This window comes from Verrucomicrobiota bacterium (genome assembly GCA_037139415.1).
Taxonomy (GTDB): Bacteria; Verrucomicrobiota; Verrucomicrobiia; order Limisphaerales; family Fontisphaeraceae; genus JBAXGN01.
Genome location: JBAXGN010000145.1, coordinates 1 through 21,362 on the forward strand (window position 1 = coordinate 1; position 21,362 = coordinate 21,362).

15 protein-coding genes are annotated in these 21,362 nt (G+C 57.8%); 8 read left to right on the forward strand and 7 right to left on the reverse strand.

Annotated elements, in window-relative coordinates; translation table 11 throughout:
- On the forward strand, window positions 1-267 hold a 267-nt coding region (locus WCO56_21385; GenBank protein ID MEI7732142.1), incomplete at its 5' end, for a sulfatase/phosphatase domain-containing protein.
- 118 nt (window positions 268-385) lie between these two features.
- Window positions 386-1,174 carry a hypothetical protein gene (locus WCO56_21390; GenBank protein ID MEI7732143.1) on the forward strand — a complete coding sequence of 263 codons (789 nt, stop codon included), beginning with the start codon at window positions 386-388 and terminating at the stop codon, window positions 1,172-1,174.
- Between the two features lie 54 nt (window positions 1,175-1,228).
- On the opposite strand, the gene WCO56_21395 is transcribed toward WCO56_21390, so the two are convergent.
- Window positions 1,229-2,866 carry an aryl-sulfate sulfotransferase gene (locus tag WCO56_21395; protein MEI7732144.1) on the reverse strand — a complete coding sequence of 546 codons (1,638 nt, stop codon included), beginning with the start codon at window positions 2,864-2,866 and terminating at the stop codon, window positions 1,229-1,231.
- An 83-nt stretch (window positions 2,867-2,949) separates the two neighbouring features.
- Between WCO56_21395 and WCO56_21400 the strand changes: the two genes are divergently transcribed.
- A complete protein-coding gene (locus tag WCO56_21400) occupies window positions 2,950-3,243 on the forward strand; it encodes an addiction module protein (GenBank protein ID MEI7732145.1) in 294 nt (97 codons plus the stop codon).
- A 138-nt stretch (window positions 3,244-3,381) separates the two neighbouring features.
- On the opposite strand, the gene WCO56_21405 is transcribed toward WCO56_21400, so the two are convergent.
- Window positions 3,382-5,955 carry a glycoside hydrolase family 95-like protein gene (locus WCO56_21405; protein MEI7732146.1) on the reverse strand — a complete coding sequence of 858 codons (2,574 nt, stop codon included), beginning with the start codon at window positions 5,953-5,955 and terminating at the stop codon, window positions 3,382-3,384.
- Window positions 5,956-6,160: 205 nt separating this feature from the next.
- On the opposite strand from WCO56_21405, the gene WCO56_21410 reads away from it, so the two are divergent.
- Window positions 6,161-7,144 (forward strand): glycyl-radical enzyme activating protein, encoded by a 984-nt coding sequence (locus WCO56_21410; protein MEI7732147.1) that lies wholly within the window; start codon window positions 6,161-6,163, stop codon window positions 7,142-7,144.
- 103 nt (window positions 7,145-7,247) lie between these two features.
- Window positions 7,248-9,614 (forward strand): trans-4-hydroxy-L-proline dehydratase, encoded by a 2,367-nt coding sequence (hypD, locus tag WCO56_21415; GenBank protein MEI7732148.1) that lies wholly within the window; start codon window positions 7,248-7,250, stop codon window positions 9,612-9,614.
- 258 nt (window positions 9,615-9,872) lie between these two features.
- Here the strand turns inward: hypD and WCO56_21420 are convergent, their stop codons facing one another.
- Window positions 9,873-12,485 (reverse strand): immunoglobulin domain-containing protein, encoded by a 2,613-nt coding sequence (locus WCO56_21420; GenBank protein MEI7732149.1) that lies wholly within the window; start codon window positions 12,483-12,485, stop codon window positions 9,873-9,875.
- 253 nt (window positions 12,486-12,738) lie between these two features.
- Between WCO56_21420 and fabG the strand changes: the two genes are divergently transcribed.
- From fabG to fabF, 3 genes are all read left to right on the forward strand, one after another.
- On the forward strand, window positions 12,739-13,482 hold the full coding sequence (gene fabG / locus WCO56_21425) for a 3-oxoacyl-[acyl-carrier-protein] reductase (GenBank protein ID MEI7732150.1): 744 nt from the start codon (window positions 12,739-12,741) through the stop codon (window positions 13,480-13,482).
- A gap of 185 nt (window positions 13,483-13,667) precedes the next feature.
- A complete protein-coding gene (gene acpP / locus WCO56_21430; GenBank protein MEI7732151.1) occupies window positions 13,668-13,910 on the forward strand; it encodes an acyl carrier protein in 243 nt (80 codons plus the stop codon).
- 74 nt (window positions 13,911-13,984) lie between these two features.
- Complete coding sequence (gene fabF, locus WCO56_21435) at window positions 13,985-15,244, forward strand: beta-ketoacyl-ACP synthase II (GenBank protein ID MEI7732152.1); 1,260 nt, start codon at window positions 13,985-13,987, stop codon at window positions 15,242-15,244.
- Between the two features lie 51 nt (window positions 15,245-15,295).
- Here fabF and ccsA read toward each other — a convergent pair whose 3' ends face one another.
- From ccsA to WCO56_21455, 4 genes are all read right to left on the reverse strand, one after another.
- Complete coding sequence (ccsA, locus tag WCO56_21440) at window positions 15,296-17,191, reverse strand: cytochrome c biogenesis protein CcsA (GenBank protein ID MEI7732153.1); 1,896 nt, start codon at window positions 17,189-17,191, stop codon at window positions 15,296-15,298.
- Entirely contained in the window at window positions 17,188-18,351 is a 1,164-nt protein-coding gene (locus WCO56_21445) for a cytochrome c biogenesis protein ResB (protein ID MEI7732154.1), read from the reverse strand. Before WCO56_21445 ends, ccsA begins: the two co-directional genes overlap by 4 nt.
- A complete protein-coding gene (locus tag WCO56_21450; GenBank protein MEI7732155.1) occupies window positions 18,351-19,526 on the reverse strand; it encodes a hypothetical protein in 1,176 nt (391 codons plus the stop codon). Before WCO56_21450 ends, WCO56_21445 begins: the two co-directional genes overlap by 1 nt.
- A 267-nt stretch (window positions 19,527-19,793) precedes the next feature.
- Window positions 19,794-20,906, reverse strand: a complete 1,113-nt coding sequence (locus WCO56_21455; protein ID MEI7732156.1) for an alkene reductase — start codon at window positions 20,904-20,906, stop codon at window positions 19,794-19,796.
- Window positions 20,907-21,362: the final 456 nt, after the last annotated feature.

Sequence of the window (21,362 nt, forward strand, 5' to 3'; positions counted from 1 at the left end):
CGCACGGAGCGCTATACCCTTGCGCATTTTTATCCCGTGAATGAATGGGAATTGTTTGATCTGGAAAAAGATCCCCAGCAAATGCGCAGCGTCTATGACGATTCAGCCTACGCCAAAACGGTGACTGAACTCAAAACCGAGTTGGACCGCTTGCGCAAAGAATTCAAGGATACGTCCGATAGCGCCGAGGCCGGACAAGCCAACGATGCGCAACCGGCCCGGACTAAAAAAGGCAAGAAAGGCAAGGCGAAGGCCGGAAACCAATAATCGCAGCAATCAGGTTATGGAAATGTTTACCTGTTCAACCTGTGGAAAGGCCTGGCCGGAAAATTACTGTCCAGAATGTGCTCACAGTATTGATCAGACAAATGCACGACCGGCTCCCTTGCCAACAATTTATCCGCCCAGGCTTCACCCGCAACCACCGCCGCTGCTTCCGCCCAAACTGCCGGTCGCCAAGGGTGCAGCGGATATATCCCGGCGCCCGCGTTCCACTCCGTGGGGCATTATTCTCGTGGTGGCACTCACCACCATCGCATCGCTGGGGTACTTCGGATTTCAAATATATCAATTGCATGATTATCCGCCCGGCTATCGGAACCGGCCATCCAGCGGCGTGATGAGCCGTCCCGGCGAGCACGAATTTTCCAATGCGAACGAACAGATTGATTCCTTCCAGTCCACCAATGCCTTCGGAAATACCCCGGCGGCCGTAAAGTTGGCGCACGAGTTTGCGGTGACGTTGCAGGCGGCCCGCACGAAATTGTTCACCGCCGAGCCACGGTTCGAGTTCCTTGAAACAACCAAGGGCGAGTTCATCACCTACTGTGAATTGCACCGGGATGAATGCGCCTTTATCGTTCATGTGCCGGCGCTGCGCAAATATGACAAGGACTTCACGGAAAAAGTGGATGCCCGCAAGCTGCTAGCCCAGGCGGCATGGATGTCGGCGCAAACCGTTCTGAAAGCCAATCGCCTGGGTAAGCCGAAAATGGAACTGGCAGTCGGCCTGCGAGGGATCAGCCAATACGGACCGATCATGATTGGCTATTACGTTGAAGCGACCACCCAGCCGGACGAGGGGTTGATAAAAGACCTGGATGATGGCGCACAAACCCACTTTTTATGGCCGTTCTTTACGCCTGCCGCTGAGGGCCCAGCGGCCGCGAAATAAAATCCAACCGCCGAGAACATGGACACGGGGATAAAGACCTTGTGGCCATCCTGATTAATTTGGAGGTGCCGGTTGAGGAGGACGTTGGCCATCAGCACCGCCGGGACCACCACCACCTTGACCGCCCCGGCCACCACCCTTGCCTTTTTTACCACCGCCCTGACCCTGGCCGGGCGGACGATTTTTGGCGCGCGGATCGGGCTGGCGGGGGAACGCGTCGGTGATGGTCCCCAACGGTTTGAGATCTTTGCCTTTTAGCGCGGGATGATCTGCTCCATAACGATACGCGCGAAACATGCTGTTCACCATGGGCAGTGCGTCCGTTAGCGTTTTAACAGTGCCAAATTCTTTCGTCACGGGGTTAATGTATTCCCAGACCAGCTTGCCGGCAGCGGTGACTTCAAATAGGTGACCCTCGGTATCCGAGCAAACCAGGGTGTTACCGTTGGGCAAGCGCTGGCCGCTGCAACCAATCTGACTGAAGAAACCATGGTTATTGATCGAACGGTAGGTCCACACCACCTGCTTGGAAATTTGCCGGGGTGGATTGTGAGTATCGTGGTCATATTCTTCCCGCCGGTAGCCGGCGTCCGGCGGGTTGACATAGTTGCCGGTGTTCTGCCCGTTGCCATCCAGAAATGGATTGATTTCAATGACGGATGATTGCGGGGTGCGTTGGAAGAGATACTGGCCGTTGTTGAACACCATGAGATGCCCGGCGCCGGGCAGGCCGGGTTTGATCCAATGCACATCGTGCGCCCCGCCCATTTGTTTATGACCGGAGGTCGCATTATCCCAATTCTCCAGCACTTTGGGTGGATCACCTTGGGCGTAACGGGCGGGATCACCGAAGCGATAGAGGAAATCACCCGCCGGTCCGGCCGCCTTGGCCATGCTGGCCTTGGGATCGCCCGCAACAAACGTCTTCCCATGATCAATGACGTAAAGCTCGCCTTGCACCGAATTCACCACCACCTGGTCCAGCTCGGCGTTATAATCCATGGAGTTGCAGTGCAACCAATCCCGTTTCAAGGGGCGGCCCGTCAGGTTGATGTTAATCTTGTTAGGGTAATTCGCCACGGTTTTCCCTTGGCCCACGTAGTTGGGTTTGGCCGGGTCCACATCCTGAACGACATGATCGAAAAAGCACCATTCCCAAACGACGTTGCCATTCATGTCCACTTCCACCACCGCATCCATTTGCCCGCCCTCGTACGGGCCTTTGCGGGGGTCCGCCCCGGCGGCGATGGCTTGTTCGTGCGAGATGGATTTGTTGGCAATGTACAGGGTGGTCCACGCGTTGAGTTTTTTATTAAAGACACGTACCCAATCATGATGGGGCGCATAACCCTCCCGCTTCTCGGTATATTCCCAGACCTTCTTGCCGTCCCAATCCACTTCGATAAAACCCTGGAAACCACTGGGATCATCCTTGGAGGCATCCAGGATATTACCGTTATCGAGAAAGCGCGGATTAGTGCCCAAGCGCCACGTGTGAACCACCTGTCCAGACATATCAATCAGGTACGTGGTGCCGTGCGTGCCAAACAGCGTGTAACCATTGTGCGCGTTGGTTTTGTCCCAATAGAGCAACTCGGTGGGGCCTTGGAGCCGTTCGTAGGCCGACAACGATACGGCACTGAGGATAAAGGTCAGCCATCCCAACCGCAGCAGTTTCAATCGTTTATTCATATAGCTAAATAGAGCATGGCCAGATTAAGAAATCAGTCATGAATTGATTAAAAAAAATTAATCCTTTTCCCACGCCAGTTGCCATGTTGCCATGGATCCATCCCTATGCGCCATTGACGACGCAAACCCTTGGGGCTACATTATACGGCATGAGCCTTACGGAAATTCAGGAAGAAATCTTGGGGCTTCCGGCGTCGGAAAAGGCCAAGCTGATTGATGTATTATGGGATTCCCTTTCAACTCCCGAAGGGAAGGCCCGTGAGGCGGCTTGGGCTGAGGAGTCAGAACGGCGGGTCACCGCCTATGAAGCGGGGCTGCTGAAGGCGCGGGACGCTCAGTCGGTGTTCTCCGATCTGCGAAAGGATTTGCGGCGGTGAAAGTCAGGCTGACCTCAGTCGCTGAGGGGGAACTCAAAGAGGCCGTCGAGTTTTACGAGGCGGCTGAAAATGGACTCGGAACGCAATTTTTGGTGGAGGTGGAATCGGCAGTGGAGCGCATAATCGGCAGCCTGAATATCATTCCCGTTTTAACTGCACTTTATTCAAATTAAGCATCGGGGCCTTGCCATCGCTGGCTTTCAGGCGGAGGAGGAGTTCCCCGGTTTCGCGGAGGTCCAGGGTGCCGAGGGGGAATTCCTTGAATTTATCCCAACCACCAGTGCCTTGTTTTTCCCATTTCAGGGTCGTGAGTAAAACCGGCTCCTCCGGCTGGGGTCGCAACGCTTCCAGGATCAGTGAGTTCCCGGCACCCGTGCTGGAATACGTGGCGAACACTTGGTAACGGCCCGGTTCTTTGACCTGCACTTTCCAGCTCAGGTAGTCGCCTGCCTCAATCCAGCGACCGATGCTCTCACCTTCGGACTTTTTCTGGTAAAGCAGTTTGAAACCATGCATGCGTGCCGCCCGGGCGGTCAGTTCAAAGTGGCCGGAAGCATCGGGGGTGATCGCCACAGTTTTGGGCGAGCCGAAAAAGTTCTGGCGTCCGGCTTGGACGGGCACCGGATCAATCATCAGCGCGGCGGGACTCGGCGAGGCTTGGCCGGAAGTGAGCAGAACGGTTTCGCCCTTGCGCAAATCCACCGTGACCACTCGTTGGCCATTACGATCCGTCTGCGTCTGCAATTTGAATTCACGGGCACCCGAAGCGCGGATCGGTTCGGGCAAATCGGTGTGCAACCGGCATGGCGCTCCCGCACGGCTGGTCACCTGGACGAAGCGCGTCTTGCCGTCACGTCGGCTGGCGGAGATTTCAAAGGCACCCTCCGTGAGTAATTTATGAATCGTGACATCCCGCCAGGAATCCGGCACGGCGGAGAAAACGCGGATATCCGTGCCGAACGGTTCCATGCTCCAGCTTTGCAACAGGATTTCATGGAGCGACGCGGCGGCGGATAGAGGCGTTTCGATGACTGGCCCGGATTCCAGATACATGGTGTTGGCTTTGGCGTAGCGGTCCAGGAATTGATTGAGCAGGCTCACAGCGGCGTCTTTGCGTCCCAGCCACGAGGACATGGCGCTGGAGCCGGTAAAAGAGTACCCCTGTAACGCGCCTTCAAAGCCGATCCAGTGATCCAGCGATTTCTCAATGAGGGGACGGTCTTGCGCCGATTGCGGGTCCACCGTGTGCAAGGGATAGACCATGAAGAGGTGCGAGAAATGGCGGTGCGATTCGCTGAGCGGCACGCCCGCGCCGATCATATAGCCGGTTTGGGCATCCACCGGGTAGGCCGCGAGTTTATCCAACGTTTCCTGCCAGCGCGTGGCCTGATCGTCGTGCAACCCCAGGCGTTCATTGGCGGCCAGCATCGTCTGCAAACCCCAGCGCAACAGGGACAGATCAAAATTGGTGTCCGGCGCTTTTTTAGGATATTCCGGTGAAGTGGAAAGCGGCAAATGCAGCCGCCCATCCGGACCGGGCTGGAGCAGGTGCAGGTAATAGGCGATGGCGCGTTTCAGCAAGGGATAGAGCCGGTCCCGCAACACGGCCTCATCGCCGCTATAACGGTAATGCAGCCAGTAATTGTGGAGTGTCCAGGTGAGATTACCACGTTCCTCGCCGTCTTTGCCGCCGACACTCCCACGGCAATCATAGCTGCTGGTGCGGGCGATGGCAGCCGAGTCGTGCCGCCAGTCGGGTGGCACATTGCTGACGAGGTTGTCCTTGCCTTGATCCAACATGCGGTTCAGCGATTCGCCGATATTGAGGCGATTGGCGGTATAGACCGGCCAATAGGTCAGTTGAATGTTCAGGTTCCACCAGATTTTCGGCCAGGGCGTACGCCGAAACCACGGCCCCATGAGATCAATCGCGGGACGGTCCGGACGGGTGGCCGCGCCGAGCTTATACATCTGGATCCAATAGAAACTTTCCATGCGCGTGTCCGGAACCGACAGGAAACTTTGCTGATAATAACTCTGCCACCAGGCGCGATGGGTGCGGATCAGTTCATCAAAATTCGCAGCGAGCGTCTCCTGGATGTTCGCCACCGCCTTGGGCGTGGAAGGTTCGCCGGTGGGGGCAAAATCCACCGTGAAGGCAAACAAACTCCGGCCGGGAGCCAGTACCTTTTCTCCCCAGGCCACGCAATATCCGCCGCCGGCCTTGAAGGATTGCAGGCACCACGAAATATTGCCGGCGTTGCCCTGCCTGGCATCAGGATTTTGTTGCTCGGGAGGAATGGGCGTGTTCTTGAACTCCTCACGGGCAGGGATGGCGGGGTCATGTTTGAAGATGATTTTTGGCGCGGATGCCTTGCCGTAATCCAATTCGATAAGGGTGACCAGCTTATCCGCGTGCGTCAGGGTGCGCCACGAAAGGACAGTGCCACCAAGCCGGACCGTGCCGCGCGCCTCGGCATTCCACAGATCCAAAAGCATCTGGCCTTTGTGCGGGGCGGTCTCGGGCTGGAGCAGAAACTTGCCGATGACGATCCGGTTGCCGCGATCCTGCACATCCGAGCGGCCAACATCCCATTGCAACGTGTCTTTCTCCGGCGCATAAATCATGGTGCCGACCAGACCGTTGCCGAGGAAAGCACCTTCATGCCAGGCGTTGGGCAATTCCTCCCACTTCAGATCGTGTCTTGCCATAAAGGCCGGCCAATCAATCTGGACCGACGCCAATTTCCCATCCTGCCCCCAACTGGACAACGAGACCAGGCACGCGATTAAAACGAGGCCCACGGAAAAACATTGCGGAAGGCGAAGGCCAGTTCGGTCGAGAATACATTGCAGCTTTATCATATCTGATTGTGCCTGTTTCAAGGCGACCGGAGTATAACATCGGCGGGCGGGGATGTCTTGTGGAAAAAAGCACCGTCCCACGATTGACTCTGGCCTGGCTGGCTTTTACTCTCAGCCGGCAACATTAAGCGTGGAAACCGGCATTATCAGCAACATACAGCGATATTCCCTCCAGGATGGACCAGGGATTCGCACGACGCTTTTCCTGAAGGGCTGTCCGCTGGATTGTTGGTGGTGCCATAACCCGGAGGGCCGGGCGAGCCGGGCACAAGTGGTCATTCAAGAGGCCCGCTGTGTGCGTTGCGGAGAGTGTATGAAGGTGTGCCTATCGGCACCGGAATCATACCAAGAGGCGCCAAAAATTTTGGTGCCCGAAAATTGCACTTTGTGCGGGGAATGCGTGAAGGCATGCGCCGCCGATGCCCGGCAATGGATCGGGCGCAAGCTGACGGTCGCGGAGGCGTGGGCGGAAATTTTGAAAGACCGCGTGTTTTACGAGGAATCCAAGGGTGGCGTGACATTTTCCGGAGGGGAACCCCTGATGCAATCGGCATTTGTGGAGATGCTGCTGGAGCGCTGCCATCAATACGGCATCCATTCCGCGCTGGATACCTGCGGGTTCGCGCCTCAAGCGACTGTCCTGCGGGTGGCGCTCAAGGCGGATCTGGTTCTCTACGATATCAAGTTTGTTGATCCGGCACTGCACCAGAAATATGCCGGCGTCCCCGTTCAACCCATCCTCGACAATTTACGGGCCCTGTGTGCAACCCATTCCAATGTCTGGATTCGCGTGCCGATCATCCCGGGAATCAACGACCTGCCCGGCCATCTGGATCAACTGGCGGCCTTGGCGGCCTCACTGAGCGGTGTGCGCCAGGTCAATGTTCTGCCGTATCACCGGACGGGCGTCGCCAAATTCAAACGCCTGGGGGAGACCTACCGGCTGCCCGAAGTCGTCCCGCCCTCGGCAGAATACATGGAAGCGGTCGCTGAACGATTTTCCGCCTTGGGGGTCAACGTGAAGATCAACGGGTGATGGCTGACAGTGGAAGCCAAGGCCGCCTGAAGGCGGTACGACGAACCGTAAAATGGCAAAATCAGACGGTTGATTTTCGGGACAGATTGGCTATAGTGCGCCTATGACAAACCGTACTGAAACGATGCGCCGTCAAAGTCTGGATACGCCGCCCTCCCTCACGGCGGAGCGGGCTTTGCTGGTCACGGAATTTTATCGCGCGAACGAAGGACGGTTTTCCGTGCCGGTGATGCGCGCCCGAAACTTCCTCCACCTTTGTGAACACAAGGCCATTTATATTGGCGAGAGTGAACTGATTGTGGGCGAGCGGGGGCCACGCCCCAAGGCGGTGCCGACCTATCCGGAACTCACCTGTCACAGCCTGCAGGATTTGGAGATCCTCAACTCGCGTCCTAAAACCCATTATCGCGTGGATGCCGAGTGCCTGAAAATTTACCAAGACCAGGTGATTTCGTACTGGAAAGGGCGCTCAATGCGGGATCGGATTTTTGCCGAGCTGCCCAAGGAATGGCTGGAAGCCTATGACGCCGGAATGTTCACAGAGTTCATGGAGCAACGGGCGCCCGGGCATACCGTCGCGGACGGCAAGCTTTATCGCCTCGGCATGTTGGATTTCAAACAGCAGATTGCCCAAGCCATCGCCGCGCTGGATTTCCTGAACGATCCGGAGGCGTTCGCACGGCGCGAGCAGTTGCGGGCCATGGATATTTCCTGTGATGCGGTCATCTTGTTTGCGCAACGCCATGCCCGGCTGGCAAAAGATCTGGCCGCAAAGGAAACCGTTCCGCAGCGCAAAGCCGAACTGGAAAAAATTGCAGCAACCTGCGAGCGCGTGCCGGCGCATGCGCCGCGCAATTTCCAGGAGGCGCTGCAATACTATTGGTTTTGTCACCTGGCCGTTATCACGGAACTGAACGGGTGGGATTCCTTCAGCCCGGGTCACTTGGATCAGCATCTGTGGCCGTTCTACCAGCAGGAAGTGGCGGCCGGCACCCTCACGCGGGAGAGCGCCCGGGAACTGGTGGAGTGCTTCTTCATCAAGTTCAACAACCATCCCGCGCCACCCAAGGTGGGCGTGACCGCGGCGGAAAGCGGCACCTACACGGATTTTGCCAACATCAACCTGGGCGGATTGCTCACCGATGGTTCAGACGGATCGAACGAGGTGACATTTATTTTGCTCGAAGTCATTGAGGAGCTGCATCTGCTCCAGCCCAGCTCCAACCTGCAGCTTTCCCGCAAGACGCCGGATCATGTCCTGAAGCGCACCTTGCGGGTGCTGCGGAACGGCTACGGTTTCCCCTCCATCTTCAATGCGGATGCCGTGGTGCAGGAGCAACTGCGGCAGGGCAAGACCCTGGAGGATGCTCGGCAGGGCGGCTGCAGCGGCTGCGTGGAAGTCGGCGCGTTCGGCAAAGAGGCGTTTATTCTAACCGGTTACTTTAACATGGTGAAGGTGCTGGAGCTGGTGCTGCACAACGGGGTGGATCCCCGCACCGGTCGCCAGCTCGGCGTGCGCACGGGCGATCCGGAAACCTTCAAGTCGTTCGCGGATATCTTTGCGGCCTGGCAACGGCAGATGCGGCACCTGGTGGAACTCAAATTGCGCGGCAATCATCTCATTGAGCGCATGTATGCCGCGATGATGCCGGCGACCTTCCTCTCCGTTATCACGGATGACTGCATCCAGAAGGGCAAGGATTACAATGCCGGCGGCGCGCGCTACAACAATAGCTACATTCAGTTTGTGGGGCTGGGGAGCCTCGCGGATTGTTTCGCGGCCGTGCAGCAGCTATGCTTCGCAAATGGCAACGGGCATCTGCCGCTCGCCGAGCTGGTGCGCACCCTCGATATGAATTTTGAAGGCCAGGAATCGCTGCGGCTGCGGCTGGTGAACAAGTCACCGAAGTACGGCAACGACGATGCGCGTGCCGATGACATCATGGTGCAGATTTTCAATACGTGTTTCGAGATACTGGACGGGCGTCCGAATACCAAGGGCGGCAAATATCGCGTGGAGATGTTGCCGACCACCTGTCACGTGTATTTTGGCGCGGTGACCGGAGCCACCCCGGATGGCCGCCGGGCTGGCATACCGCTGTCCGAAGGCATTTCTCCGGTGCAGGGCGCTGATCGAAATGGTCCCACCTGCGTGATCAAGTCCGCGTCCAAAATGGATCACCTCAAAGCCGGGGGCACCTTGCTGAACATGAAGTTCACGCCGTCGGTTGTGGCCACCGACGACGGCCTCGACAAATGGTCGCACCTGGTGCGTTCCTATTTCCGCATGGACGGGCATCACGTCCAATTCAACGTCGTGCGTGCGGACACGCTGCGCACGGCGCAGCATCAGCCCGAGCAGCATCGTGATTTGATCGTGCGGGTAGCGGGTTACAGCGACTACTTCTGCGATCTATCCACCGAACTGCAGGAAGAGATCATCGCGCGCACCGAACACGAAGTATTCTGAGCGTTATCCGGCGGTGATACGCTGCTGGAATTCCGGCTATGGGGATGAAAACGAAACCCATCCAGAGCCATGGCCAAATAATTCCAATGAGCTTTCAAGCTGAGACTAAGGCGTGCAGGATTTTGGACGGCTGGCGAGACGCGAGCGAGGCGCATACCCGTCCCGACCTGTCGGGATAACGAGCGAGCAACGAAGCCAGCAGTTCAAAAGACCAGCGAATTAGTCTCATATTGATAGCGATTTGGAATAAGAACCACCTCAATAATTGAGTCGCACGGTACCCACCGCATTCGTACCGAGGAAATAACCCTGTCCCACACTGTCGGCAGGGATATTGTTGGTAATGCCGCTCTGAGTCAGAATGCCTTTGAACAGCGTTGCCCGCCCAGTCGCCGGATGGGTGAAGGAACCGGAAAATAAGCCATTGGCGCGGTTAAGCGTGAGATACTTCACGGCTGGTCCGCTGGCGATCGGAATACGAAAGACATTATTTCTGACCGTTATCACGCTATGCGCCGCGCCCACCAGATTTCCCTCCACCAGCGTCACGATCCCATTGGTCCAACCAGTTGCTTCATGGCCTGCAACCGGCATGACGTAACGCGCCAAGTTCGGTGGTAAGGCCGTCAGGAATCCATTGGGATAGGTTGAGGCGTAGGGGGACGTGAAAGGCAGCGCGTTCTTTTGCCAGAAGAGGAAACTGTTTGAGGTTTGATTTACGGCATCCTGGCCAGCCAGCCAGCCAACGACCATCCCCTGACCGCCATAGAGCGATTGATACACCGCCCAATCGCCGTTGGTCGTCAGCATTGCGGCGCCGCCCAGCAGCGAGCCATCCGCCACATTGCCGGACCAGGTCACGGCTCCGGCCGAAGTTACCGTTACCGCGGCAATGGCGCTGACTTGATTGGTGAAGCCGTCCGAGATTCCACCGTTGGCAGCCAAGGTGTATTTACCGCTGAACGGATTGGACGTTCCCGTCCCCGTGCGGCGCAACGCCGCTTTGGCCCACCAGGTCGCCCCCTCGCCAACTGTCCCTTCAATTGCATTGCTTCCGTTGGTAAACCACAGCGCCACCTGCAAGGCCGCCTGCCCAGCCCGCGCAAGGTTAAACGCAACCGAACGATCCGCAGCAAACGCACCCGCAACCGGCAGCACGTTCCCACGATACGATAACTGTCCGCTATAAACGCCTTTATCGGTTACCTTGAGCTTGAACAAACCCGCGTTCGTTACGGTCACTTTCAAAATCCCCAAGGCATTCGTCTGATCCTCCGGCGGCAGAAACAACCCGACGTAATCGCCCTTCAATTGCGCAAATGGATTCGGCACAAAATTAGCGGTCAACGTCAATCCGGTTTCCATGAGGAAGCGCAGGTTGGGATTATTGGTGACCACTTGGCCGGCCCCGCGTACCCAGTTGGAAAAGAAGCCGGTGGCATCCGGTGTGGCGGTTAACCGGTATTCGCGGCCCGCCTCCAACCAACGATTGGTGAGGTTAGGCGTCACACGGCCAGGCCCATTTACCACCAGCGTCAGCGGCGCATAGACAATCCGGCAAACCTGGAGAAGGTTGGTAGGGGAAACACTGCCGGAAGTATCCACCGCATACGCCTCCACCCAGTTGGTGCCGGGAGCGAGCGAAAAATCAGCCATCCAGGCGATCGTCCCCGAAGCCGTCTGCCAGGCTCCACCATTGATCCGGCATAAAACTTTCACCACCCCAATATCGTCTGCCGAACGCCCAATGAGATGGAGCGTGGTATTGGTAGTGCGATACCCTTGGGCAAGACTGCTGATCGCCAGCGTGGGCGGCGTTTCGTAAAGCCAGGCGATCGTGCTGTTTGCCGTCCCAAACGCATTGGTGGCCATCACCCAATAGCCGCCAGCATCGGAATCCTGAAAGGAGGTGATGGTCAGCATGGAACTCGTGGTCCCACCGATCCGGGCGCTATTGGTGAGGGCTACATTCCCCTTATACCATTGGTAGGCGGGTGAAACATCCGCGATCGCCGCGCAAGACAGACTGATCGTCGCGCCTTGCCGTACCGCCTGACTGCGGGGTTGCTGCACCATGACCGGTTGGGAAGACCGGCCCCGGATGGTAAACTCGGTTTGGGAGACATAGGCCGCCGCCACATCGCCGCTGGGATAGTAGTTCGTGGGTGCCCAAATGACTTTCCAGAAGGATAAGCGGGCCGTGTACGCCTGGCCGGCGGCGATCAGGTTGGCGGGCAACGTTAATATGGAATTGGTGGCATACAGCCGGTTGGTGTCCCATAACCTTCCCGACCGATACAAGGTGGCGCCATTCGTGCGCACGATTTCAAACTGAACGTGATCGTTCGTGGTACCGCCAACATACGGGTCCCAAGAAAGCGTGAGGGTAGCGGAGGGGTTCACGGCTTGCGCGAAACCGAAATTGCGGAGATGAGGCACCGGCGGATACTGATCCGACGGCAGCGGGACCAAACTCGCCCAGGAACCGTCATGCACCGCCGTCCCCCGCAAGACGTAATTCCCGGCCGGATAACTCTGGTCCAAGTTGGTTTTACTGGCAAACCACGAGTTGAGTTCGAACCGGACCCCATCCACCGAGGTATCATTATAGATCAAATCCAACAGCGTTTGATTGGGTAAGCTTAACCGGACGGCGGTTGCCAAACCAGGGCTGGCGACGGATACCCAGGCCTGCATGCTGCACGGATTTTGCGGGCGCGGTTGCGCCAGGTCATCATTGGTTTGTGCGTACCAACGCGCTTTCCACAAAGCCATGCCGCTCACATCCGCCGCCATGGTTGGGCGCGCGTCAAACAGAATGATCGCCGACAACAGACTTCCGGCGCAAATGTTCAAAAACGTTTTCCTCATAAGAAGTTATATTCTGGCCTTCTGCACGAACCAAGCTAAGCCGGATCAGCCGCCGGTTCAACCGTTAATGTGTAATTAGTAATGGTTGACGAGGCCAATCACCCAGCCGGTTTTCAACCGGTTTTGCTTGATGATTGGGCGGAATCATTGGTCGGAAAATGCCGAACCCCCCGAACCGGGGCAGGCTACCGTAAAAAAATTCTTAAAAACAGTTGTTCTTTTTTGGGTGGTTATGCTTCAACATCGGGCTTGCATGAGTTTGTTATCAAATCAAATTGCACTGATCACGGGCGCGGGACGGGGCATCGGCCAGGCCATCGCGCTGAAACTCGCGTCGGAAGGCGCGGATATTGTCGCCATTGATCTCAAGCCTGAGTTCGTGACGGAAACCATGGATAAGGTCAAAGCCATGGGCCGCCGCGCTTGGGGTTACGGCGCGGATGTCGCCAACGCCGCCAGTGTGGACGAGGCGGTCGCCAAGGCGCTGGCGGAGGCCGGCAAGGTGGACATCCTGGTCAACAACGCCGGAGTGACCCGTGACGGGTTGCTGATGCGGATGAGCGAGGCAGACTGGGATCTGGTGCTGAACATCAACCTGAAGGGCACCTTCCTCATGACCAAGGCGCTGTGCCGCTCGCTGCTCAAGCAACGTTCGGGTTGTATCATCAATATCGCCTCCGTAATCGGCCTGATCGGCAACGCCGGGCAGTGCAACTACGGCGCCAGCAAAGCCGGTGTCATCGGTTTCACCAAATCTTCCGCGCGCGAATTCTCCAGCCGGGGTGTGCGCGTCAATGCCATCGCACCCGGGTTCATCCAGACGGCGATGACCGATAAATTGAATGCGGAGCAAAAAGAGGGGATCATGAAGCAGGTTCCGCTGGGCACGCTGGGCACGGCGGAAGACGTGGCGAATGCGGCATTATTTCTGGCCAGCCCGCTGGCCGGATACATCACCGGACAGGTCATATCGGTGGATGGCGGCATGGCAATGTGAAAAAAAAGATAAAATACCGCTGGACAGGCGGTCTGTCCACCGCTACACAGTCCCTGCATTTTATGAGGCCGGGACGGCAAACAAGCCCGGGTGGGTGGACCGTGACGAAAATAAGTGCATATAGGGCTTGACGGATTTTACATTCGTGGCATAGACAAGAAAAAAACAAAGAAACGGAGAATACAATGGCTGAAAAAACTATTGAACAGAGAGTGAAAGAGATCATCGTCGAACAACTGGGCGTGAATCCTGATCAGGTCACACCCGATGCCAAGTTCATTGAGGACTTGGGCGCTGACTCGCTTGACACCGTGGAACTGGTCATGGCTTTGGAAGAGGAATTCGGCAACGAAATCCCCGATGAAGAAGCGGAAAAGCTCCAGAGCGTGGGCGACGTCATCAAGTACGTCGAGGAGAGCAAGAAGTAATCCTCCCAACCTTTATTTCCGGGGCAGTCGTGGAATAAGCAGAGAGTGACCATGCTGCCCCGTTTTAGTTTATGATGGCGAGTAATTGGACCGACCGTAGAGTGGTGATCACCGGCATGGGGGTGGTCAGTTCCTTGGGTCATGACCCGGAAACCTTGTGGAAGAACGTCGTCGCCGGCCAATGCGGTATAGACCGTATCGGGGCCTTCGACACGACGGGTTTTGACTGCCAGATTGCGGCGGAAGTCCGCAACTTTGACGCCTCCGCCTCCTTCCCCTCCCCCAAGGAAGCCCGCCGCTCGGATCGCTTCGCCCAATTCGCCATTTATGCCGGCCATCAGGCTCTGCTGGATTCCGGCATGGACCTCGACAAGTGCAACCGCGACGAAATCGGATGCTTTATCGGCTCCGGCATCGGCGGGCTCTACACGACGGCCGAGCAGCACAAAATTCTGCTCAACAAGGGACCCTCGCGGGTTTCCCCCTTCATGATTCCCATGCTCATCCTGAACATGGGTTCCGGGCTGTTCTCCATGTATTACAAGCTGCGCGGCCCCAACATTGCCACCTGCTCCGCTTGCGCGACCTCCACCCACGCCATTGGCGAGGCATGGCGGACGATCAAGATGGGCGATGCCAAGGCGATTTTTGCCGGCGGCACGGAAGCGACCATCACCGCGCTGGGCATCAGTGGTTTCTGCGCGATGAAGGCGATGAGCACCCGGAACGATGATCCCAAGCATTCCTCCCGTCCCTTTGATTTGGGGCGCGACGGGTTTGTCATGGGTGAGGGTGCCGGCGTGTTGGCTCTGGAAGAGCTTGAGCATGCCAAGGCGCGCGGCGCGCGCATTTATGCCGAATTGATCGGCTACGGCAACACCGCCGACGCCAATCACATGACCGCCCCGGCCCCGGAAGGTGAAGGTGCCGCCCGCTGCATGAAGATGGCCCTGCGAAACTCCGGACTCAACCCGGGGGATATTGATTACATCAATGCCCATGGCACGGCTACCCCGCAAGGGGATATTGCGGAAACCCAAGCCATCAAGTCGGTATTTGGCGACCACGCGCGCAAGCTGGTGGTCTCCTCCACCAAAGGCGCCACGGGGCACATGCTAGGCGCAGCGGGTGCGGTGGAAACAATCCTGTGCCTCAAGGCAATGCAAAACCAAGTGGCCCCACCCACGATCAATCTGGAGAATCCCGATCCCCAGTGCGATCTGGACTATGCCCCCAATGCCGCCCGGGAGATGAAGATCAACGCGATCGTCAACAACTCCTTCGGCTTTGGCGGACATAACGCCTCCCTGATCGCCCGTAAATTCGTCGGCTAACCGTCCGCGAACTGGACCTTCCCCGCCTCCGGCTTTACCTCGCCGGAGTTTTTAGAGCTTCTCGGGGTCGGTAACCGGGACCGGGGCCGGTTCGGCAGTTCGGCTCTTCCAGCGTTCTTCCGGCAGCATGGCAAGCACCATGATGGCGGCCTGGCTGCTCACAAATAGCACCAGCCATTTAAACGCGGAATCCATGAAACCGTACGAGTGCAGGCCAACGCCCAGCATGTTGACGCCAAACCAGGACCACGCCGTGACCACGTTGCCAAAGATAGCCACGTTCATCAGACCGCGTTCCTGCCACATGCCGCACCAGCGCGCGTGCAAATAGACGGCGTTCCATAGCACGATCATCAACGCGCCGTTCTCTTTCGGGTCCCAGCCCCAAAACCGGCCCCACGATTGATCCGCCCAGATGCCGCCCAAAACGGTCCCCACGAAACTGAACAGCGCGGCAAAGCAGGTGACCCCATACACCATGCGGGACAATGCCCCAGCGCGATCCGGCGTCAGGTTGCGCGTGAAGAATCCCAGCAGCACATAAAACACCGCCAGCACCCCGGCGAAGAACGTTGCTGAATACCCCAGCGTCACCGTGATCACGTGGGTGGCGAGCCAGAAATTGCTATCGAGCACCGCGCGCATCATCTCCATGGTATCGCCGCCCAGCGCCAGATTGTGGGCGATGATCTGCGTGACAAAGCCCACCGCCGCCGCCACCACCACGCCCAGGCACAGGGGGAAAAACCGCTCCAGAACCAACCCGAGAAACACCGCGCCCCAACCGATAAAGACGGCCGAGGAATACAGGTTGGTCACCGGCGGACGGCCTTCCAGAAAAACGCGAAAACCCAGCCCCACCGTATGCATCACCCACGCCAGCGCCACCAGGTTGAACGCCGAGCGGCGCAGCCATTCGGTGAGGTTGAACAAGGCGATGATGGCGAAAATAAAGGCCACCACATAAATGACGGTGGCTTTGTAGAACGCTTGCAAATGATTGAAAAAGAATTCGCGATGGCTCTTCGTTAATTCGAGTTGATAGTTCGGCGTCAACCATTGGTTGTAATCCGCCAGGGCGCGATTGAAGCCGGCGGGATCATTCTTGGCGTAGGCGGACATCAGTCCGGCATAAAAGCCCATGGCCGGGTGTACGGTTCCGCCCTGGGCCGTTTCCATCAGGCTGGCACCGGCATTGGCCCAGCCATCGCGGTTCTTGGCAGGGTCCAGCGGTGGCACGATCAGCGGATAGGCCGCCTCTTGCATCCGGTGGTATGGTTGCACGTATTTCATCAGCGCATCCACCGCCTTTTGGTCGAAGGTTTGTTTGGCTTCCTGCGCCTGCGCCGCCGCCAGACCGGGCCCGATCGCTTTTTTGAACTGCTCCAAGTCGGCGGCGAAATCCTTGGAATCCTCCGGCTTCACGCTGACCTTGAGGCGGGTGTAAATCATCAGCGCATTGTACAGCCGCATGATCTGATGTTCGAAAGGCGTGCGCTTGGTCGAGTCAATGTCATTCACCCGCCGGGCCTGTTTCTCAATTTCCTCCAGCTTTTCCTTGAGTTCCTGATAGGAAAAATGTTTGCGCTCATCACTCAGATTTAACATCCCCTGCATTTCCGCGCTATCAATTCGGAATATGGGACGGGTATCAGCCATCGTCGGGCTGGCCAGCACCTCGACCAGCCATTCCGTGGCCGACATGGTCTGGGGCGGCTTCAATTTGGAAGCCCCCGGATCGCTCCAGGCGACGGATTGTTTGGCGCGGATTTGAAGGAGGGAGTTGCGCGCCACGGAGTCCAAGGGCTGGACGCGCCCGTTGAGCAGCACGGGCAGTTGTCCGAAACCAGTCAGATCAAAGCCGTTCTTTGGCCCGGGTAGCCGCATCGAAGCAAGCAACCAAACGGCAAACAGCGCAGTCAAAATCAAAGGAATCCGCGCTTTCATACGCCCTCCTTTCGACTGGCCGCAAATTTTCGGGTGATAAAATCCATCAGGTGCATCATAAAATGGAAACACATGCCGAGCCCGACCAGGATACAGGCGATGTACGGCGTCAGCCAACTGGGGTTGCGCACCACCTGCAAGATGCTGACGCGCGGATCATTGGGATCGTAGCTGCCCTGGTAAAAGGTTTCGCCGCCATAACGCAACGGGTTGTTCATATAAATCAGGCTCTCGCGTTGCTCGCCGGTGCCGGGATTATCCACCCGGATGCGGCTGGCAAAGTTTTTGGGAATATCCGTGCCCGGATACTTCTCATGGGTGAACTTGAGCAGCGTGATGGAGAACGGCTTGTAAACGCGGACGGAGCGCAAAGCGACCTGCCAAGTTTTCCCGGCATATTGCACCGGCTGACTGTCCAGCACCAGCGAGAACATCCAGGTGCCCAGCGATTTCCCCTCCGCCACGACTTCGATCAGCGACGCGGGCACATTGCGTTCGTCCATGCGCGCAGCGCGGGGGCGCGGAGTGACTTTTACCGTTTCGCCGATGCCCTGCGTGGCTTCCGGCTTGCCTGGCTCGTTCCCCGCCCGGTTTTCAACCAGGGAATTGAGATAATGTTTTTTGATTCGCAAGGTGAACGGCAGGGCGGGATTGGTGATTTCCCTGCCGGTGGCCAGCTCGTCTTCCGGAATGGACACCACAGTATCACGATCCGGCTGGCTCGTATCTACCAGCACCAACTCGGTGTAGAGCGAACTTTCGGAATAATTGACCGGCTGCCCCTCGGTCAGCCGCATGTGGCTTTCCACTTGAAACAGATCCGTGAACAACTGCCCGACCAGCAACAAAATCAAGCCGCCGTGAATGAGTTGCAGACCGAACCGACGCCGGGACAACTCGAAGACCAGAATCTGAGCCGCCACCAGATTGACCAACAGCACACCCCCGATCAGGTATCCGCCCGGAATCGGAATTTTCCAATCCGCACCGCTCGGCCCCCAAAACGCGATCAGACTTTGGAAATACTCTTTCTGGACGTTGTAAATGCCATGATTGACCTGCGCCAGCGTACCCAGCAGCACCAGCACCATTCCGGCGGCCAGGCAGATCACGGTCACCCGCATCGAGCCCAGCGCGGCAATAATCGTTTTGAAGGACATCAGGGCGTCTCCTTGCCCGGATAACGGGCGGTTTGCACAAATTTAAGGAAGGCTTCCTGCTGCGCTTCCACCAGCTTGCCATCCCCCACCATTTTGTAGAACCAGGTGCGGCCGCCTTGCGGTACGCTCACCGCGATCATGCGGGCGGGCTGACCGGTACGGGCGAACGTGCCTTGAACATCCATCTTCAGCGCTTTCGCCCCGCCCAGATCCAGCGGGGAGGTGGTTTTCCCCATCTCTTCCATGCCCACTGGCGGCAAACTCATCTGACCGCGCCAGCGGTTGACATTATCCAGCGCTCCACCGCCATCGCCGGCCAGCACACTGATGGTCACTTCCGCTTTAGCGCCCGGGCTGGCCACGGCGAACTTGGCGTTCATCATAGGTCCGGCGGGCACGCTCTGCCAATCGGTGGGCACCTGCCATTGCGGATTCTCTTTGATGGACGGCTCCGGCAACGGCATTTGCCCCATGCCCATCCCCGCGCTGGGCATCGCGCTGGGCATTGCACTGGGCGCGGCGGGAGCCATGGCGTTCGGCGCGTCTGCCAGAAACGCAACGGACTTCAAAAAATTAAGGAAATCCGGTTTGCTCTTCACCACGAGGGCATTCGGCCCGGTAACCTTGAAAAACCAGGTGGTATCCTCCTGCCCCAGCATGCCCACCAGGATGCGGAGGGGTTCCTTGGCCTCAGCCCCGGCTTTTTCGCCAGCCATGTCGAATAAATCACCAAACGCTCCGGCGATCTCCACCTTTTCCGTCAGCTTCCCCAAATCCGCCTCCGTGGCGAGCGGCAGGTTCACCTGCTTGCGCCAAAGATTCACAATATCCGTGCGGGAAGCCGCCACCCCGCGCAACGGGACCACCGTAACATCTGCGGTCTGGTTATCGGGACCGGGGATGACAAAATGACCCACCCGCATTTTGTCGCCAGGCAACTCTTTCCAATCCGCCGGCAGAGTCCATTTTAGCGTGGCCACTGGCGCGGAGGCGGCGGCCATGCCCATCCCCTCACCGTGAGCATGATTATGGGAATCCCCGGCCGGGGCTTCATGCGGCACCTCCTTGGGGACCTGGTACACCTTTCCTTCATTGCGGTCGCATCCGCACAAAAGTGCGGCGACCGCCAACCCAACACCGGGGCGCATAAAACGATGCATAGTCACAGAAAACATGCGGACAAGATAACCACTGATTTGTCACACTGCAAGAAATGGAGTGAATCCCAAAAGGTGAACCCAAAAGCCGCAGTTAAGCCTCACGCCGAGGAGGGTTGAACGGTTTGGGCGAACCATTCCCTTGGATCCAGCGGTGTTTCATAGGTCAAGAGCCGCAGAAAGTTCCGCTGCGTTTCCAACGCGTCCACAAAAGACATCAGCAAGTCCATTTTGGCCACGCTCCGGAGCTGTTCGGTGAAGGTCATCTTGCTGGGCGGTGTTTGTTCAGATCCCCGGATGGAACGGGAAGTCGGTGTAGCCCTCCGGCGTCGGCGCGGACCACGCCTTCAGGTCGGCGGGAGGATTCAACTCCCAGCCGTGCGTGAAACGCTCCACGAGATCGGGATTGCTCAGGTAAGGCCGCCCGAACGCAATGAGGTCCGCCTGGCCGGAAGCAATGGCCGCCTCCGCCGTTTCCTGCGTGTAGCCGCAGTTGCCCATCAGCGGCCCGGAGAACACCGCGCGAAATTCCGGCAGCGTCATCGGCTTGCCCTGCTCGTGGAAGCCAAATGCCAGCCCGTCCACCACATGCAGGTAGGCCAGTCCATAGGTATTCAACTGCGTGGCGGCATACGTGAACGTCTCGCGGAAATCGGGCGCGCCCATGTCATTGAAATTCCCATTGGGCGACAGGCGCACCGCCACCCGGCTGGTCGGCCAGACGGTGAGAATCGACTCCACGATTTCCTTCAGGAAACGCGCGCGGTTCTCCCGGCTCCCACCGTAGCGGTCCGTCCGGTGATTGGTTTTCGAGTCGAGGAACTGGTTGATCAGGTAGCCGTTGGCCGCGTGAATTTCCACGCCGTCGAATCCGGCGGCCTTAGCCCGCTCCGCCGCGCGGCGGTAATCCTGCACCACGGCGGCAACCTCCGCCGTCTCCAGGGCGCGCGGCGTCTCGTAAGGCTGCTTGCCGATGGGGGTGTGAATGGTATCGCCATTGAGCTTGATGGCCGAGGCCGACACCGCCGGTTGGCCTCCATGAAAACTGCTGTGCGACGCACGCCCGCAGTGCCAGAGTTGGAGAAAGAAGGGCGTGCCGCGGGCGCGAAGCGCCGTCGTGATCTTCTTCCAGCCGGCCACCTGGGCGTCGTTGTAAATGCCCGGCGAATCCACCCAGCCAAACCCCTGCTCGGAAATCGTCGTCGCCTCCGCGATGATCAGCCCGGCCGTAGCGCGTTGCGTGTAGTATTCCAACATCAACTCGTTGGGCACCCGATCACGCCCGGCCCGGCCGCGGGTCAATGGCGCCATCACCACGCGGTTGCGCAGCGGCAGCCCGCGCAGGTCAAAGGGGGAGAGCAGATGAGGTGAAGAGTTGGTTGATGCAGTGTGGTTCATGGTTTTAGTTTTTCAGTTCAGGATGGGGTTGATGCGTCAGCATTGCCACAAGTGGTGAGTTCGGCGACGAGGGCGGCACCGGGGAAGGAAGAGGGATGAGGGATGAAAGCATAGGTCAGTCCGAATGGGTTAGCTCGGAAAAGACGGCATCCAGCAAACGCTCGGCAGAAATTCGGGGGCAGACCATAGCATTTCCTGTTTTTCATGACGCCTCCTTTTGGATCGTTCCCGAATAATTATGCCACGCCGCGGCATCCAAGAAAAAACCCTGCCACGATCCCCGCAGCGAATGCCATGGCAAATGGCCCATGGAGACTGTCATCTTGACTGGCTCAACATGACGACAGAGAAGCGGATTCAACGTTTAATGTCAAACGGATAATGAACAATACTATGGTTTGCTAGGACGCGTCCTTTCACCGATTTAAGTCCAACACCGCAGGGTGTTTGGCAAAA

What these genes read in the sequence shown, in the direction of transcription:
- WCO56_21395 (MEI7732144.1), bottom strand. Translation starts at nt 2,866, where the DNA reads ATGAATAAACGATTGAAACTGCTGCGGTTGGGATGGCTGACCTTTATC.
- WCO56_21400 (MEI7732145.1), top strand. Translation starts at nt 2,950, where the DNA reads ATGTTGCCATGGATCCATCCCTATGCGCCATTGACGACGCAAACCCTT.
- WCO56_21405 (MEI7732146.1), bottom strand. Translation starts at nt 5,955, where the DNA reads ATGGCAAGACACGATCTGAAGTGGGAGGAATTGCCCAACGCCTGGCAT.
- WCO56_21410 (MEI7732147.1), top strand. Translation starts at nt 6,161, where the DNA reads ATGTCTTGTGGAAAAAAGCACCGTCCCACGATTGACTCTGGCCTGGCT.
- hypD (MEI7732148.1), top strand. Translation starts at nt 7,248, where the DNA reads ATGACAAACCGTACTGAAACGATGCGCCGTCAAAGTCTGGATACGCCG.
- WCO56_21420 (MEI7732149.1), bottom strand. Translation starts at nt 12,485, where the DNA reads ATGAGGAAAACGTTTTTGAACATTTGCGCCGGAAGTCTGTTGTCGGCG.
- fabG (MEI7732150.1), top strand. Translation starts at nt 12,739, where the DNA reads ATGAGTTTGTTATCAAATCAAATTGCACTGATCACGGGCGCGGGACGG.
- acpP (MEI7732151.1), top strand. Translation starts at nt 13,668, where the DNA reads ATGGCTGAAAAAACTATTGAACAGAGAGTGAAAGAGATCATCGTCGAA.
- fabF (MEI7732152.1), top strand. Translation starts at nt 13,985, where the DNA reads ATGGCGAGTAATTGGACCGACCGTAGAGTGGTGATCACCGGCATGGGG.
- ccsA (MEI7732153.1), bottom strand. Translation starts at nt 17,191, where the DNA reads ATGAAAGCGCGGATTCCTTTGATTTTGACTGCGCTGTTTGCCGTTTGG.
- WCO56_21445 (MEI7732154.1), bottom strand. Translation starts at nt 18,351, where the DNA reads ATGTCCTTCAAAACGATTATTGCCGCGCTGGGCTCGATGCGGGTGACC.
- WCO56_21450 (MEI7732155.1), bottom strand. Translation starts at nt 19,526, where the DNA reads ATGTTTTCTGTGACTATGCATCGTTTTATGCGCCCCGGTGTTGGGTTG.
- WCO56_21455 (MEI7732156.1), bottom strand. Translation starts at nt 20,906, where the DNA reads ATGAACCACACTGCATCAACCAACTCTTCACCTCATCTGCTCTCCCCC.